Here is a 16,897-nt window from a genome sequence, read left to right as displayed (position 1 = left end):
CCCATGCAAATTGCTTAAGGCATGTTATCGGAGATCAAAATCATGAGTGAAGCTCGTCACGTTAACCTACTAATTTTAGGTTCTGGCCCTGCCGGCTATACCGCTGCAGTTTATGCTGCACGTGCAAATTTAAATCCTGTGATGATCACAGGTATGCAACAAGGTGGCCAATTAACGACCACTACTGAAGTAGAAAACTGGCCAGGCGATGCGGAAGACTTAACTGGTCCAGCATTAATGGAACGCATGCAAAAGCACGCTGAAAAGTTTGATACTGAAATTATTTTCGATCATATCAATGAAGTGACCCTAACTGAGCGCCCTTTCCGCTTAAAAGGTGACAACGGCGAGTTTACTTGTGATGCACTAATTATTGCGACAGGTGCATCGGCTAAATATTTAGGCCTTCCGTCTGAAGAAGCGTTCATGGGCCGTGGTGTTTCTGCCTGCGCAACATGTGATGGTTTCTTCTACCGTAACCAAAAAGTTGCGGTTATCGGTGGCGGTAACACTGCTGTTGAAGAAGCCCTTTATTTAAGCAACATCGCGTCTGAAGTTCACTTAATTCACCGTCGTGATAGTTTCCGTTCAGAAAAGATTTTGATTAACCGCTTAATGGATAAAGTCGCTAACGGTAATATCATTTTACACCTAGACCAAACACTTGAAGAAGTGACGGGTAATGACATGGGTGTGACAGGTCTTAAGAAAAAGAGCACTAAAGATGGTTCAGTTACCGACCTAGAAGTCGCTGGTGTATTTGTTGCGATCGGCCACAGCCCAAATACTGGCATTTTTGCTGATCAGCTAGAAATGAATCACGGTTACTTAAAAGTTAACAGTGGCTTACAAGGCAATGCAACACAAACTAGCATCGAAGGTGTTTATGCGTGTGGTGACGTAATGGATCAACATTATCGTCAAGCCATCACTTCTGCCGGAACGGGTTGTATGGCTGCACTTGATGCTGAGCGTTACCTAGACGCGAAAAAGTAATTGATTGCATTTAATCAAAAAGAGCAGCTCAGGCTGCTCTTTTTTATAGCTGTTATCAAAATGAATCAAATGAGTATTACACCATTTTTTGGTAGAACACCGCTTCGGTATCACCTAATGGATCGCGGTGAATACTCTTATGCTGAAAAGTCATACCGAGTTTTTTCATTATTGCAATTGAAGCTAGATTGTCTTCTACTGCAATAGCACTGACATGGGTTACTTCAGCTGAGGCACTCACAGCCTCCATTACCGCTTTCGCTGCTTCGGTAGCATAGCCTTTACCCCAACTGATATGTTTAAACCGCCAACCTAATTCCAAGTTATGTGGCTGTGCTTGGGTAAAAAAGTGCATCGGTCTGACTAATACCCAGCCTAAATACTCACCGCTTAAGCCGTGTTGCTCATTTTCAGCACAATTAAGCGCATGGACTTTCCATAACCCCCAACCTTTAGCAGGATGTAAATATTGAGCTAATCTTGGCATCATCACCGTATCAATCTGCTGCTGTGTGGTTTTAATTCCACCATTGAGAAAATGCATGACTCGCTCGTCCTGGTCGAGTTCAAATAATAATGCACTGTCATCAAGGGTTATTAATGATAATTGTAATCTAGATGTATTGGCGACTTGCATTGTTTTCTCCTTGGGTTGACACACAAGTTTACACAATGAAACACCAAAGATTAAACATTTCGATTAACATATAAATGACAAAAAAGACTATTGGCAGTATTGACTTGGCCTACTGCAAAAATAACGCATTATTTTATAAGGAAAGATCGTGGCAACTAAAAAACAAATCATACTACCGATAATAGTATTAGCAATTGGAATAGCTGGTTTAGTTGGGATTTCTGCGTTAAAAAAGCCCCCAGAGGAAAAGCCTGTCGTTGATACTACTCCTCTGGTATCAGTGGAAGCCATCGAGTACAAACCCATGACCTTTTCGGTCAGTTCATATGGTGTCGTCGCAGCCAAGTACGATACCGAATTGGTTGCACAAGTCAGTGGTGAAATCATTTACCTAGCGGATAAATTCGTCAAAGGTGGCTTTGTTAAAAAAGGCGATATTTTAGCTAAGATTGATCCTAGTGATTACGAAGCTGGCTTATTAGATTCTCAGGCTAATGTGGCATCAGCAAAAGCTAACATGGTTCAAGAACGCGCTAATGGTGAAGTTGCCTTACGTGAATGGGCAGAAATTACCAATAGTAAGCCTACCGCTCTCAGTTTGCGTAAACCACAACTCGCTCAAGAATTAGCTAAGCTAAAAAGTGCAGAAGCCGATTTACTCCGATCACATCGAGATCTAGAACGGACTGTGATCCGCGCCCCTTATGATGCACTTATTTCTAGCCGTGAAATTGGTTTAGGTGCATATGTCACCACAGGAAGTAAAATCGGACACATTTATAATACCGATACGGCTGAAATTCGCTTACCTCTCGCCGATAAAGAAATGCAATATTTGGATCAAAAAGGTACTCATTCTGAAGTGACATTAATGGGTAACTTCGCCGGTAGTAAACAACAGTGGCAAGGGAAAATCGTTCGCAGTGAAGGAGTTGTTGACAGTAAAAGTCGCATGACCTATCTGGTTGCTGAAATCGAAGACCCATATGGACTGAAAACTGATAAAAATGAATTACGTTTCGGCACCTATGTTACTGCAAACATACAAGGTAGTAACGCTGGCAATGTCGCCGTTATTCCACGTCATTTAATTGTAAATGGCTTAGTCGCAATAATGGATAGCGACAACACCTTACGCTATAAACCCGTAAAGATTATTCGCCAAGAAGGCGCCAATGTGGTTATTTCTGAAGGTCTGGATCCTGGAATGGAAGTCATCACATCAGCGCTTGATTACCCATTAGAAGGCATGAAGCTGGCGTTGCCGGTAGATAAAATCCTTCAGGACGAGCCGATAGAAACCGATAAAACTGAAATCGCTATGGAAGGTAAATAAACATCATGGACGATACGAATAAAGGAATCATCGCTTGGTTTGCCCGTAATAGTGTCGCGGCAAACTTGCTGATGATCATTATTTTACTCGGCGGTCTGTTGACTGCTAATACTATCCGCAAGCAATTCTTCCCTGCTGTTGAAATTAACTGGATCCAATTCAGTGCAGTCTACCCAGGCACTGCTCCACAAGAAGTGGAAGAAGGCATTACCATTAAAATTGAACAAGCTTTAGAGAGTGTTCAAGGATTAAAACGGGTCATTACCTATTCAAACCGTAATATGGCTCAAGGGTATTTTCAAGTTGAGGAATCATATGATCCTCAAGTAGTACTTGAAGAAGTTAAAGCCGAAATTGGCTCTATTTCAACCTTTCCAGGCGGTATGGAACCACCTAAAGTTGAACGAATTAAATTCAGACAAGAGGTGATGTATTTAAGTCTGTATGGCGATTTAGACCAAATACAGCTCAAAGATTTAGGCGAGCGAATTAACGATGAGATAATGCAACTGCCTGGTGTCAATATTAGCGAATACTATAGTGGTCTTGGATATGAAATCGGTATTGAAGTCAGCAAAGATCGCTTACGCGAATATGGTTTAACCTTTGACGATGTTGCTAGTGCAGTGCGTGGTTATTCACGAAATATGTCTGCAGGACAAATTAAAGCAGAAAATGGTTACATTAATTTACGAGTCCAGAACCAAGCCTATGTAGGTTATGAGTTTGAACAGCTACCATTATTAACATTAGATGATGGCACTAAGATCTTATTGGGTGATATCGCCACCGTCAATGATGGCTTTCAAGAAGGTATTCAATACTCAAAATTTAATGGCAAGAATTCGGTTACCTTCTTTATTGGTGCGGCTAAAAATCAGAGCATTACCGATGTAGCGAAAACTATTAATAATTTTGTCGAAAAACAGCAAAAAATATTACCCCAAGGAGTTAAGCTTGAGCCTTGGGTTGACATGACTTACTACTTAGATGGGCGTTTACAGCTGATGCTCGACAGTATGAAAAGTGGTGCCGTACTGGTATTTATTATGCTAGCGCTATTCTTAAGGGTCCGATTAGCATTTTGGGTAATGATGGGACTACCAGTATGCTTCTTAGGTACCCTTCTGTTTATGCCAATGGCATTTATTGATGTCACCATCAACGTTATTAGCTTGTTTGCGTTTATCTTGGTGCTGGGGATCGTGGTCGACGATGCGATTGTGATGGGCGAAAGTGCCCACAGCGAATCTGAAGAACACGGCCAAAGCATCGACAGTGTTATCCGTGGGGTCAAAAAAGTCGCCATGCCAGCAACCTTTGGGGTACTGACGACTATTGCAGCTTTCCTCCCCATCACTATGGACGATGGCCCGTCATCAGCATTTGGTCAGGCTATTGGTTATATCGTTATTTTATGTTTGTTGTTTTCATTAATAGAATCAAAGCTGATTTTACCCGCGCATTTGGCGCACATGAAAAAACCTAAAATCGTTAAACCCGGTTCAAAAAATCCATTAGATTGGTTGCGTAACGGGGTCAATTTTATTCAAGGCAAAATTGATCGTGGCTTGAATATATTCATTACTTCTATGTATCGCCCTTCGCTTGAATTAGCGGTTCAGTATCGCTATGCCGTGATCATGTTGTTCATCAGCTTGATCCTGATCTGTGTTGGTCTGTATATGGGTGGTTTGGTGCGCTTTATTGGTCAACCAAAAATTCCTCATGACTTCCCTAGAGTCACAGTTGAAATGAACGTAGATGCCTCAGAGAAGTCGACACTTGCGGCGGCATTGGCAATTGAGCAAACCCTATACGATGTCGATAAAAAAATAGAGCGACAATACGGCCAAAAAATGATTTCTGATATGCAGGTTGATCTTAAAGATCAAACGACTGCAGAAGTAATGACTAAACTAGTCGATCCGTCACTCAGACCAATGGATACATTTGCTCTAGCTGATTTATGGCGTAAGGCGATGCCGCAAATTCCTGGGGTAAAATCATTTAGCATTCAGGACAGTTTAATGGGTGGCGGTCGTGAAGACGGCGACATTAGCTTTAGACTTGAGGGAAAAGATGAGAGCCAATTAGTTGCTGCATCACTAGAGCTTAAACAAAAGCTTAATTCACTCAAGGGTGTCAGTGACGTTAATGATAGTCGCCAATCAAGTGTTAAAGAAGTGCAATTCCAATTAAAACCGTTAGCCAATGCATTAGGCCTAACACTGGCCAATATTGCCTCGCAAGTGGGTAACAGTTTTTACGGTTTAGAGGCACAGCGAATTATTCGAAATGGTGAAGAAATTAAAGTAATGCTTCGCTATCCAGAAGAACAGCGCAATTCTATTGCACTGGTACAAGATGTGATGATTAACACTCCACAAGGGACAGAGTTACCTTTATCCGAAGTGGCAGACATTAAAGTGGTTCAAGGGGTTAACAGCATCCGCCGTGAAAATGGAAACCGTACGATTAACGTATGGGCCAGTGTCGATGCCGATCAAACTGAACCCTTTAAATTGGCTAAAGATATCCGTGATAACTTTATGCCAGAGTTGCTAATTAAGTATCCGCGGGTACACAGTGAAGTATCAGGTAGTATTCAAGAGCAATTAGACAGCGCAGATACCCAAATGCGTGACTTTATTTTATCGTTATTGCTGATTTATAGCTTATTGGCAATTCCACTACGCTCATACATTCAACCGATTATGATCATGTCTGTGATCCCGTTTGGTGTCATTGGATCGGTAATGGGACACATTATCCTGGGTATCGATTTAAGTGTGCTATCTATGTTTGGTATTATCGCTGCTGCGGGTGTGGTTGTGAATGATTCGTTAGTGATGGTCGATTATGTCAATACTTCGCGAAAATCAGGCGTACCAATAAAAGAAGCTGTCTTAAATGCAGGTTGCCGCCGCTTTAGAGCCATCATGCTAACCTCATTGACTACATTCATTGGTTTAGTACCGATTATGGCCGAGACCAGTATGCAAGCTCAAATGGTGATCCCAATGGCGGTATCATTGGCCTTTGGGGTACTGTTCGCAACTGTGGTGACCTTGTGTCTCATCCCTTGCTTATACATTGCAATTGAAGACGGTAAAGACATGATGCGCAAGCTTATCAATATTTATGCACCTAAATCCTCGTCTGCAACAACAGTTACCGAGCAACACTAGTCACGGACAACTTCGACTTGCAATGATGAGTATCAACCATAAAAAAGGGCCTTAATGGCCCTTTTACTTTGTTGCATTACTGAGCCTTGTCTATTATTCATTCAACATTGATTTTTAGTCTAAAGTGTAGGCAGTATACAATTTTAAGATGTGACAATTAATTGTAAAAAACTTTCTGAGTAATTGGTTTTATTCATAAAATATCTCATCAAGTAAAATAGATTGTTTATCGTTATTTGATAAAAGTTTATGCTAATCTAAGCATAATCACAGTGTTTATTGCCAGCCAGCTAAGGTCAAATTCTATGAGTCAACGCAGCATTAATGCGCTATTTAAGCCCACGTCAGTGGCGGTTATCGGCGCATCTAACGGCAATAAACGTGCAGGAAAAGCGGTGATGAAGAACCTACTTTCGGGTGGTTTTTCGGGTCCTATTATGCCGGTAACACCTAAATATACCGCAGTCATGGGAGTCTTAGCTTACCCGAACATTGAAGCCTTACCCATCAAACCTGATTTAGCCATTATATGCACCAATGCGCTAAAGGTTCCCAGTATTGTCGAACGCTTAGCTCAATTTGGCTGCAAAGTGGCGATTATTATGGCCTCTGGGATGGCATCGCAAACCGACGAGCAAGGTAACAATTTACTCGAAATTACCAAGCAATATGCTAAACGCTACGGCATGCGTTTGTTAGGCCCTAACAGCCTAGGGATGATATTACCGCCAATGGGATTGAATGCCAGCTTAGCGCATGCAGGAGCTAACATAGGTAAAATTGCTTTTGTATCGCAATCTGCTGCAATTTGTACCACGGTTCTTGATTGGGCGAACAACAAGGGAATTGGCTTTTCATCGTTTATTTCACTAGGCGATGCCACCGATATCGATTTTGATGAATTACTCGATTACTTAGGCCGTGACAGTAAAACCAGCGCTATTATGTTGTACATTGATTCTATTAATGAAAAGCGCCATTTTTTGTCTGCCGCCCGCGCGGCCTCAAGAAACAAACCTATCTTTGTGATCAAATCAGGCCGCAGCCGAGAAGGCATTCAAGCGGCAATGCTGCATACTGGTGGAATTGGTGGCAATGATGCCGTTTATGAAGCCGCTTTTAGACGTGCAGGTATGCTTAGGGTAAATGATCTCATTGAATTATTTGCTGCAGTTGAAAGTCTGGCGCATTCTACCCCGCTTAAGGGGGAACGTTTAGTGATAATGAGCAATGGCGGCGGTCCTGCGGTACTGGCTGCGGATGAGTTAATTATCAAAGGCGGTAAACTAGCTCAATTATCCGAAAAAACAGTCACACAACTTAACGCTATTTTACCCAGTACCTGGTCGAAACAAAATCCTATTGACATGATTGGTGATGCCGACAGTCAACGCTACGCTGATACATTAAAAGTACTTATGAGCAGTAACGACACTGACACTATTTTAGTGCTGCATTCACCGTCTATATTGGGTGAAAGTGTCGAAATTGCCAATAGTATTATTGATACGGTTAACCAACATCCCAACCGACATCGAATTAATATGCTCACCAATTGGAGCGGTGAAGATTCAGCCTACCTCGGTCGTAAACGCTTTACCAAGGCGGGTCTTCCTACCTATCGAACTCCAGAAGGTGCTGTAAGAGCCTTTATGCACATGGTTGAGTTTCGACGTAACCAAAAGCTACTCCAAGAAGTACCACAATCAATACCTGATAACATTCCCACTGACAGCAAGGCAGCACGGGCATTATTGCAACACAGCTTAGAAAACGGTCAAACGGTACTGGAAACTCATCAAGCAGTTGATATTTTAAGGGCTTACGGGTTAAACACAATTGAAACTTGGTTTGTAAAAGATGTTGATGAAGCGGTTAATGTCGCGAATCAAGCAGGTTATCCGGTTGCGCTGAAAGTGCAATCACCCGACATACTTTACAAATCAGATGTACATGGCGTGGTATTAAATTTAACCTCAGACGAAGAAGTTAGCCATGCAGCCCACTCTATTATTGAACGGGTTCATCAAATTAATCCTACAGCCAAAATAGACGGATTAATCATTCAAAAAATGGCCTTAACGGCAGGCGCACAAGAAATTAGAGTATCGGTGATTAATGACCCAGTATTTGGCCCTGCGATCTGTTTAGGTGAAGGTGGTTCTGAATGGGATCCCACTCGCGATGCTGCTGTGGCACTGCCACCATTAAATATGGCGTTGGCACGCTATATGGTCATTCAAGCACTTAAAACGCATAAATTGCGTGATCGTCATTTACCCCTAGGGCTAGACATGAATGCCTTGTGTGTGATGCTGACTCAAATTTCACACTTGATTATAGATTGTCCAGAAATCGCCGAAATCGATATAAACCCCGTGCTGGCTGCGGGCGAAAGAATCACCTTATTAGACGTCAATATCCGTCTGCATGACACCCCACAAGATAATCTTAACAGATTAGCTATTTTGCCCTACCCTAAGGAATTAGAACAAACCACCACCTTAAAAAATGGTCTACACGTAATGTTGCGACCTATTTTGCCAGAAGATGAACCCAGGCATTTAGAGTTTGATAATTCATTAAGTGATGAAGACAGATATAAACGCTATTTTGGGGTGCGATCGCGCATGACCCACGAAGAGATGGCGGTATTAACTCAAATTGATTATTCGCGAGAAATGGCGTTTATTGCAACCACAATGACTGCAGACGGTGAAGAGCTCACCTTAGGCGCCGTCAGAGCCTCTATAGACCCAGATAATACCGAAGCTGAGTTTGCAATGGCTGTGCGCAGTAACTATCAAGGGATAGGTTTAGGGAAGTTATTACTCGAAAAACTGATTGCCTATTACAAAACCAATAACACGCCTTTCTTAATGGGCTTCACCATGTTTGAAAACCGTAACATGGCCAACTTGGCTAAATCACTTGGTTTTACTGTGTCGTTTGATATGGAAGAACATCTGATAAAAATGCACATGGATTTACGCACTAAGGCTGAAGATAAATAACATTATGATGATCAAAAGGTAATGATTAACGGCAGCGAAACACAAACCTAAAATAATTCATTATCATTTGAGTACTAGGCTAAAAGCGTATAGCCATAAATCAGGGAATAAATATATTCGAGAATAAAGCGGTTTGGCATTAACCGAACTTAACGCAATTTTTGCCTGCTGCTTTAGCCTTGTAGAGTTGTTCATCTGCTCGCGATAATAAAGTATCAACATCATCGCCAGTGTTAATGGTTGCCACACCAATAGAAACGGTAATATGGCCCAGATTTTGTTTTTTCTCTTTACCGATAGAAAGCTGCTTTAATGAAATTCGCTCGCGGATTTTTTCGGCGACTTTCACAGCATCATTAAGTTTGGCATTAGGTAACATCACGACAAACTCTTCACCGCCATACCGAGCGACTAAATCGTCACCTTTAACCGTATTCTTCATTGCTAAAGCGACATAGGCCAACACTTTATCGCCAATTAAATGACCAAAGGTGTCATTAAATTGCTTAAAATCATCTATATCAATCATTAACAGACTGCATACGGTTTGAGTATCAACAAACTTAGTCACCTGCTCTGCAGCAAACAGCTCATATGAACGGCGATTTTTTAATGAGGTGAGTTCATCCATCATGGCGACTTTACTTAAGTTGTCCATTTCATCTTTAAGATGAAGGATCTCTGTCGACAACGACTCTAGACTCGCCGACATTTGCCGGTTTTTGGCAATGACTTGTTCAACTTCAGCCGCTATACTCATCACAATAAGATTAAGATCATCGACATTAGGGTTGGTTTGCAGTTTTTCACCGTACTGATTGAGATTACTTGAGAATTTTTCTGTACCTTCATTAAGCTGCTCTATCTTACTCAGCAAACTATTGATCAAAATATGCGTTTCAATTTGCACATTTTCAATGATTTCTGGAGAGCGTTCTTCGATAAAGCGATTATATAAGCCTAAATTAACTTCGGGTGTGAATTTAACACCATTAGCAATTAAGCCATCAATAGAGCGCTTTAAATTAAGGTTCGTCTCAGCAAAATATTCAAACCAAATAGCATAATTTTCTGGCGTTACAGGAATAGCTAAAGACGCCATTTTAGGTAACGCTAAATTCAGAATATACGCAGTTTGCTCAAGATTTTGGGTATTATGCATCGACGACGATACCTTTTTGATAAATACAATGTGTTAAAGGTTATCAGTATGTTATGTCATACTTATGAACTAAACTCAATTATTGTTCGTTATGTTAACCATTAAACATGGGAAAATTAACTTTATTTATTTAACCCTTTTTCAGTTACAGCACGTTTAATGTAAATAGATAAGCCAACCAGCCAGTCATTATTGGCAATATTTACTCCATAAGGAAACAAGATGAACCAGCAAACATTTGCTTATGCAAAGAAAATATCCCTCACACTTACCGTTGTCATAGCGAGTGCATTATCATTTAGCTCTTGTGCGACCAACCCAGTTGACAACAATCACTTAAACAGCATAAACATCAGTAGCAGCGTGATGGATACCCGTGACTATCAAGCGCAAGAGTCCACAAAAATGTATCCAGCACCCACTTCTGGAATGGTGCAACACATCCTGACATTGCCTGCTCTGACAAATGAACAAGATTACATGCTTGAAGTGCAAATAGGCCAAAATAAAGTCGTTGACTGTAATAAAACTCAACTGATGGGCGATATTAACACCCTATCATTACCTGGTTGGGGATATGTCTATTATCAAGTCGATCAGGTCATGCAGGGGCCGACGACCAGAATGATGTGTACTGAAGCGAAAAAAGCCAAATTTATTGTTCTCAATCAAGCCCTGACACTCAGCTATGACAGTCGTCAACCAAAGGTGTTTTATTTGCCGCAAGGAACAGAATTACGCTATAGATTATGGAAAACCGCAAACGAGTTTGTGTTTAGTGGGCAGTAAGCTTTAGATATAAAGGACTTAAGTAATTCTTGAGTCTTTAATCATCGACTATTGATTGACTTTGTGGGGAGCATCTCATTCAAGCAGCCAATAACGCTGCAGATAGAGATGATAAACATACTGGGGGGGTCAAGTTCTCAAGCTCTCTGATATTGCGCTCAGCACACCGAAAGCTTGGTGAGCTGAGCTTAATATAGGTTTTAGTAACGGCGCACCCTTACTACTTGCATTATTTCAATTTCAAAGCCGCCAATGACCTCTTTCGATGGGTAATAAATCAAATTGACTTTATGATCTAACAAGCTCTTGAAACGTTGAGGTCGCTTGTATTTAAATGGCACATCACAATCTTTAATCATTAACGTTTGTACCACCCAGTCTCCAACTTGACGTTGAATATGGGACACGACTGTCACACCTTCACTTTGTATTAACTCACCGTGTCGCTCTAACAATATTTTAGGAACCGGTTTCATGAATTTACCTTCTTAACAGTATCCAGGATATCTTGATATCGATAAGCACTAAAACGTCCAAAGCCCTCTAATTGTTTAACTTTCAAACGACTAAACATTGGCATTATCATACCAGCAAGGAATTTAGCTTGCGTAGCAATGGTTGGAGTGGGTAACGATTTTGCTTGAGCCACTGAGATTAACGGTTCAAGCAATGTTGTCACTGTGGCCGAGTCTGGTAACGGAGCCACAGCTTGTTTGGATAAGATGGCAATTTGCCCACGACAAACGCTGCAGTGACCGCAATTTTGTGGCACTGAGTGGTCATCAAAATATTGAGCTAAATTCGCACTTAAACAACGATCAAGTTCAAAAAATTCGACTAGCTTACCAATCCGCACAATCTCTTTATGTTCATTGTCACTAAAATATTGACCGAGTTGCTGAGTCAAATGGTGCAATTGTTGCGGTGTCGCTAATGCCTGCTCTTGTACATCATACACTTGAGTGATTTTTTTTGTCTCAAGAATAATCAAATTTTGCTCTGCTAAATAATCTAGTGCAGCCACAACACGCTGCCGTTCACAGCCATGTTGTTGATATAAAGTATCAAAATCCAACTGTCCCCAAATCTTTTTAAACTGTGTATGAGCAAACACTTGGCGAAGAAACTGCTGACGTTGTTGGTTAAATCGGCTGAGAATGGCTTCCTGCTCTTCAACAAAGCGGTATTTAAATTCTGCAAAATAAGCATAACTTGGACGGATCACGCCCAATAGCTCTAATTGGACAAATAAAGTTTTTAGCGGCAATGAGCGAATATTGCATGCGCTTGATAAAGGATATTCTTGTACTTCCCAGCGACCATTGTCGGTTTCTGAGGCAATGGTCTCTAATAACTGGCCAATGCTTTGTGGTTCAGGAGTGTCACCGTAAACGAAATTTTCAACAGTATTTAAGCCGTCTAAGTTAGCGAGTGTCACACAATGGGATAATTGACCATCACGCCCTGCTCGGCCAATTTCCTGACTGTAGTTTTCAATCGATTTGGGCAAATCAAAATGGATAACGAAACGAATATCGGATTTATCAATGCCCATGCCAAAGGCAATGGTTGCCACAATTACTTGGATTTGATTATCCATAAATTGCTGTTGAATTTGTTGACGTCGTATTTGATCCATTCCCGCATGATAAGCCGCGGCATTGATACCCTCAGCGATTAGGTGCTGGGCTACATCTTCAGCAGTTTGCTGCAAGGTGACATAAACAATACCGCTACCGGAATAGTCTTTTACGGTACGTGTAAGCTGAGTAAGTTTTTGTTGCTGACTCACTGCAACAACTGCCAAATCTAAATTGGCTCGGTAAAACCCGGTTTGTACTATGTGTTGCGCGGACAAACCAAAACGCTTAGCCATATCTAATTTAACTTGTTCAGTGGCTGTCGCGGTTAATAATAAACTTTGCGGTATGGAAAACTCTTGGCAGTACTGAGGGATTTTCAGATAATCGGGGCGAAAATTATGTCCCCATTCCGAAATACAATGCGCCTCATCAACCACCAGCAAAGAAATGGGAACCGACTTGAGAAATTGCCTAAAGCATTCATTTTTAAAACGCTCAACCGATACCATCAAAATCCGCGTACGTTGCTCACGAATATCGCGCATCACTTGCTGAGTTTGATCATAAGTTAAACTTGAATCAATACTCGCTGCAGCTATGCCTTTACTCGCTAAAAAGGCCAATTGATCTTTCATTAACGCTAATAACGGTGAAATAACCAAAGTCAGCTTAGGTAACTGTTGAGCGCAAAATTGATAACACAAGGATTTACCCGAACCGGTAGCAAATATGGCAAGCGCAGAATGGCCCGCTAAAATGGTTTCGATAACCGCCTGTTGGCCTTCTCTAAACTGAGTAAAACCAAATTGCTGTTGTAATTGTTGGTGCAATATCTGAGTTTCGGAAGATGTTGGGCTGGCTTCAGCGGCGGCTGAATCTATAAAGGGAGTCATAATAAATCCTATTATTAACCCCAAATAACATAGGATTAAACTGTTAACGATATGAGATCGAGCATCAGTAGCATGGAGGAAAAGCTAAAGCACGCTATGCTCAATCTAACGTTTACGGGCGATATACTGATTGATCAATTGAGTCAGTTTATCTTCAAAGCGTTCTTCTATGACATCAAGGTCTTGTTCAAAAGAGCTGATAAACTTAATTGCTTTATCACGAGATAAGACTTTTCCTGCAAGGCTGTATTGTATTTCAATCAAACTTTTATCTAAGCGAGGCGCAAGACACCAATGACATATATCGGCATTAAAATTCACTAATGCACGTTCTGCAACTTGGCAAAAAGCGTCAATATGATCGATGCCATCAGGGCCTAAACAACCCGGTTCAAGACGACACAACACAACCAATTTCTTCGCATTTAGCGCTTTAGCACTGTTGATCAACTCTTCCATAACGTATAAAACAGTCCTTAATGAAAACCTGAAATTAGCGTAAAGCCTTAGCTTCGCTCATTTGTTAGCAATATAACTCAAGTAATAAACGTCTGTTAGCATCTCGTAATTAGTCACAATATGCAACCGTTTGGCGTCGATTCAGCCGCCTAAATACTGCGTTTTATGTGCTCATGACTGACTTTTAATGCGAGTTTGAACGCATCAATATACACAGCAATTGGGGTTAAGGTTTCTTTTGCGCGGCGATTACGCCCCAGCAATGAAGATTCTACGAATAAATCAAACCAGGTCGATAGTGCCAAACCATTTTGAGGCTCTTGAGCAGCGCTTAATGCCAGCGCCGCAACTTCAGCTGTGCCTAACTGAAAATCATGACTGCCTTTACGTAGTGCATAAGTCGCTAAGGTTTCTGGCGCAAATGATAATACCGGCATTTGATGTAAATACGGGCTTTTACGATACATTTTGATTGCTTCGCGCCAACTGCCATCAAGCATTACCAGCAAAGGAATTTTAGCTTGCCCCTGCTCCGAAGTTAGCAAGGCTGGGGTTATTTGCTCAACAATAATTTGCTCGCTCTGCACATATTGTTGTGGAAACACTAAAAAGGGTTGGTATTGAGGATTATCGAGTAATGCTAACATTGCGCTGTCGGTATCTGTTCGAGTCCATAAAAATGCATGGGTATCTGGAATTAAATCAGCAATTAACCTGCCGCTATTAGTGGGCTTTAAGACTTCGTCGTTATACATCATCAACATAAAGCTAACGTTCGTGGTTAAATATTGCCGATGTTCACAGGTACAAAATAATTCACCTAAGAGACAAAGATTACACCTAATCAGCTTCTTACCGCGGGCACCAAACGGCTTAGTCGATAATGACTTTCGGTATTCATGTAAGCGATGGACTGCATGAATAGGCGGTTTAATTGATTTTATTGATAACTCTGACATTAAAGAACTCTGAGGTGAAAAAAATTCATCACCAAATTTGGTGATGAACGGATATGACACTGATGAGGTAATTATAAGATACGCCGCAATAAAAAGTCTGCTTTTAAACGGCGAATTCGATTCATAATTTTTTTCACTGGTTTTGGGTACTTCTGCAAGGTATCAATTTGGCTATAATGAAATAATCGTTCAGTGTGGAGTAAAATATAGTGCTGCTCTTTGATGAACGACTCTTTCCAACTCCCCGACTCATCATGCAACAATAAACCATTTTCTAAATCTAACGCCCAAGCTCGCGGGTTTAAGTTAGAGCCGGTGATCAGATGCTTACGATTATCGGCACTAATGCCTTTCAAATGAAAGCTGTTAATCCCATCTTTCCATAAATGAATATTAAGTTGTCCATTCTCGATCGCCCACTGCTGATTCTTGGCAAATTTACGCAGTGATTGTTCATACATGTAAGGCAATGCACCAATGGTTGAAAAATCCTGATCCGGTGGAATATAAAAGTCATTGGCGGTTTTATCACCTACAACGATATCTATTTTCTTCCCTTCACGCAGGTGTCTAGCTAATGCACGAGTCAAAATCGTTGGTGGATTGAAATAAGGGGTACAAATAAACAGCTCTTTTGTAGAGGAATCGACCAAATTGATCACAGTGTCGTTTAATTGGTTGTTCTTTCTGCCAAGGCCAACTAACGGTGTAATACGGTTACCGACTGTGGTTGACTTGTACTGATAGCGCACCTGAGATAAACGATGTTTAAAGCTTTTGATGTCGTTCTTTTCAGGGTTTTCTTCAATATCGCCAGATTGACTTAATATGCTTACAGCAGGATCACTGACGATATCTTGTTTGATCATGTCACGCATGCTGCGAGCAAGCTCTGGACAGTCAATAACATGATATCTATCGAACCGATATTTTTCTTGTTGTTGTAAATAAATATTGTTAATGCTCGCGCCACTGTAAATCACGGCGTCGTCAATAATAAAACCTTTAAGATGCAACACGCCCATAAATTCTCGCGACTTTACTGGCACGCCCACTATATCAAATGGGTGTGACGCTTCAGCCATTAATTTACGGTATAAAATATAGTTGCCACTGTCGCCCTTTTGACCAATTAAGCCGCGGCGTGCACGGTGGTAATCAACTAATACCTTAATATCTATTTGTGGATTTTGGGCTTTGACGTCTAATAACGCCTGCAATACTTCACGACCTGCTTCATCATCTTCAACATATAATGCCGCGATGTAAATTGAAGATGTTGCCGCTGCGATTTTAGTTAGCAAGGCTTGCTTAAAATCTTTCGGGTTAAGCAACCAAGACACAGCATCTGCATTTAGGGCAATACCACCTAGCTTATCCAGCAAGGCATCCTCCTTAAAATGGGTGACCATTACGCTTATCAGTAATGGGATCAAATTCAAAAACATCACAGCGATATATTGTAATTGTGAGTACGCTGTTCAATTGTTTAACAAGCATAAGGTTGCATGTTTAAGCACACGCTATGTTTGCCTCGACATAAAGGCCGTTTTTATAACCAACCTCAACTGATGATGTTTCTTACAACGCGATTGCGATAATACTGACAAAATAACATCTCAGTAAAAACAATACTGTTTAACGATAAATTATCGCCAGTCTATCAAACTCAAATCTGCTTTTGCTAAGACACAATATGTAATCAAATACTGCTGTTGCAGCACTGTAGCATTGATATTTGGCAGATAGTTGAGATTGGCGTCCTCTTAAGCTGATAGAAATTACCGATTAACAAGGTGATGAGCAAGATTTTTCTTACTTAGCAGCCGTTTTAGTGTGTTTTTTTGCCGATAATTAATACTTTAATGCCATATTGCT

General features: G+C 41.0%; 12 protein-coding genes. 5 read left to right on the top strand and 7 right to left on the bottom strand.

Annotation, left to right across the window (positions count from 1 at the left end):
- The first annotated feature begins 42 nt into the window (after positions 1-42).
- Positions 43-996, top strand: a complete 954-nt coding sequence (gene trxB / locus H5185_RS08365; RefSeq protein ID WP_124014941.1) for a thioredoxin-disulfide reductase — start codon at positions 43-45, stop codon at positions 994-996.
- Positions 997-1,072: 76 nt separating this feature from the next.
- Here trxB and H5185_RS08360 read toward each other — a convergent pair whose 3' ends face one another.
- Complete coding sequence (locus H5185_RS08360) at positions 1,073-1,633, bottom strand: GNAT family N-acetyltransferase (protein ID WP_182741814.1); 561 nt, start codon at positions 1,631-1,633, stop codon at positions 1,073-1,075.
- A 148-nt stretch (positions 1,634-1,781) separates the two neighbouring features.
- Between H5185_RS08360 and H5185_RS08355 the strand changes: the two genes are divergently transcribed.
- The 3 genes from H5185_RS08355 to H5185_RS08345 all read left to right on the top strand — a co-directional run bounded on the left by H5185_RS08355 (position 1,782) and on the right by H5185_RS08345 (position 9,174).
- Positions 1,782-2,969: an efflux RND transporter periplasmic adaptor subunit gene (locus H5185_RS08355; RefSeq protein WP_182697417.1), complete on the top strand. Its 1,188-nt coding sequence runs from the start codon at positions 1,782-1,784 to the stop codon at positions 2,967-2,969.
- A 5-nt stretch (positions 2,970-2,974) separates the two neighbouring features.
- Positions 2,975-6,160, top strand: coding sequence for an efflux RND transporter permease subunit (locus H5185_RS08350; RefSeq protein WP_182697418.1), 3,186 nt, complete (start codon positions 2,975-2,977; stop codon positions 6,158-6,160).
- Between the two features lie 305 nt (positions 6,161-6,465).
- Positions 6,466-9,174: an acetate--CoA ligase family protein gene (locus H5185_RS08345; RefSeq protein ID WP_182741813.1), complete on the top strand. Its 2,709-nt coding sequence runs from the start codon at positions 6,466-6,468 to the stop codon at positions 9,172-9,174.
- Between the two features lie 139 nt (positions 9,175-9,313).
- On the opposite strand, the gene H5185_RS08340 is transcribed toward H5185_RS08345, so the two are convergent.
- Positions 9,314-10,336, bottom strand: coding sequence for a GGDEF domain-containing protein (locus tag H5185_RS08340; protein ID WP_182741812.1), 1,023 nt, complete (start codon positions 10,334-10,336; stop codon positions 9,314-9,316).
- Between the two features lie 222 nt (positions 10,337-10,558).
- Between H5185_RS08340 and eco the strand changes: the two genes are divergently transcribed.
- Positions 10,559-11,125: a serine protease inhibitor ecotin gene (eco, locus tag H5185_RS08335; RefSeq protein ID WP_182741811.1), complete on the top strand. Its 567-nt coding sequence runs from the start codon at positions 10,559-10,561 to the stop codon at positions 11,123-11,125.
- A 200-nt stretch (positions 11,126-11,325) separates the two neighbouring features.
- On the opposite strand, the gene H5185_RS08330 is transcribed toward eco, so the two are convergent.
- The 5 genes from H5185_RS08330 to pssA all read right to left on the bottom strand — a co-directional run bounded on the left by H5185_RS08330 (position 11,326) and on the right by pssA (position 16,431).
- Positions 11,326-11,601, bottom strand: a complete 276-nt coding sequence (locus H5185_RS08330) for a hypothetical protein (protein ID WP_124014948.1) — start codon at positions 11,599-11,601, stop codon at positions 11,326-11,328.
- Positions 11,598-13,601 (bottom strand): ATP-dependent DNA helicase RecQ, encoded by a 2,004-nt coding sequence (locus H5185_RS08325; RefSeq protein ID WP_182741810.1) that lies wholly within the window; start codon positions 13,599-13,601, stop codon positions 11,598-11,600. The genes H5185_RS08330 and H5185_RS08325 overlap by 4 nt, the downstream gene beginning before the upstream one ends.
- Before the next feature lie 105 nt (positions 13,602-13,706).
- Entirely contained in the window at positions 13,707-14,060 is a 354-nt protein-coding gene (locus H5185_RS08320; protein WP_124014950.1) for a hypothetical protein, read from the bottom strand.
- Positions 14,061-14,209: 149 nt separating this feature from the next.
- Positions 14,210-15,019 (bottom strand): tRNA-uridine aminocarboxypropyltransferase, encoded by an 810-nt coding sequence (locus tag H5185_RS08315; protein ID WP_182741809.1) that lies wholly within the window; start codon positions 15,017-15,019, stop codon positions 14,210-14,212.
- A 71-nt stretch (positions 15,020-15,090) separates the two neighbouring features.
- The gene (gene pssA / locus H5185_RS08310; RefSeq protein WP_124014952.1) at positions 15,091-16,431 is read right to left on the bottom strand and encodes a CDP-diacylglycerol--serine O-phosphatidyltransferase; all 1,341 of its coding nucleotides are present in this window, start codon (positions 16,429-16,431) and stop codon (positions 15,091-15,093) included.
- Positions 16,432-16,897: the final 466 nt, after the last annotated feature.

Origin of the sequence: Shewanella sp. SG44-6, assembly GCF_014164185.1 — a bacterium.
Taxonomy (GTDB): Bacteria; Pseudomonadota; Gammaproteobacteria; order Enterobacterales; family Shewanellaceae; genus Shewanella; species Shewanella vesiculosa.
Note: the sequence above shows the minus strand (reverse complement) of the source record. Positions and strands in the feature narration are given on the sequence as shown.

What these genes read in the sequence shown, in the direction of transcription:
- trxB (WP_124014941.1), top strand. Translation starts at nt 43, where the DNA reads ATGAGTGAAGCTCGTCACGTTAACCTACTAATTTTAGGTTCTGGCCCT.
- H5185_RS08360 (WP_182741814.1), bottom strand. Translation starts at nt 1,633, where the DNA reads ATGCAAGTCGCCAATACATCTAGATTACAATTATCATTAATAACCCTT.
- H5185_RS08350 (WP_182697418.1), top strand. Translation starts at nt 2,975, where the DNA reads ATGGACGATACGAATAAAGGAATCATCGCTTGGTTTGCCCGTAATAGT.
- H5185_RS08345 (WP_182741813.1), top strand. Translation starts at nt 6,466, where the DNA reads ATGAGTCAACGCAGCATTAATGCGCTATTTAAGCCCACGTCAGTGGCG.
- H5185_RS08340 (WP_182741812.1), bottom strand. Translation starts at nt 10,336, where the DNA reads ATGCATAATACCCAAAATCTTGAGCAAACTGCGTATATTCTGAATTTA.
- eco (WP_182741811.1), top strand. Translation starts at nt 10,559, where the DNA reads ATGAACCAGCAAACATTTGCTTATGCAAAGAAAATATCCCTCACACTT.
- H5185_RS08330 (WP_124014948.1), bottom strand. Translation starts at nt 11,601, where the DNA reads ATGAAACCGGTTCCTAAAATATTGTTAGAGCGACACGGTGAGTTAATA.
- H5185_RS08325 (WP_182741810.1), bottom strand. Translation starts at nt 13,601, where the DNA reads ATGACTCCCTTTATAGATTCAGCCGCCGCTGAAGCCAGCCCAACATCT.
- H5185_RS08320 (WP_124014950.1), bottom strand. Translation starts at nt 14,060, where the DNA reads ATGGAAGAGTTGATCAACAGTGCTAAAGCGCTAAATGCGAAGAAATTG.
- H5185_RS08315 (WP_182741809.1), bottom strand. Translation starts at nt 15,019, where the DNA reads ATGTCAGAGTTATCAATAAAATCAATTAAACCGCCTATTCATGCAGTC.
- pssA (WP_124014952.1), bottom strand. Translation starts at nt 16,431, where the DNA reads ATGGTCACCCATTTTAAGGAGGATGCCTTGCTGGATAAGCTAGGTGGT.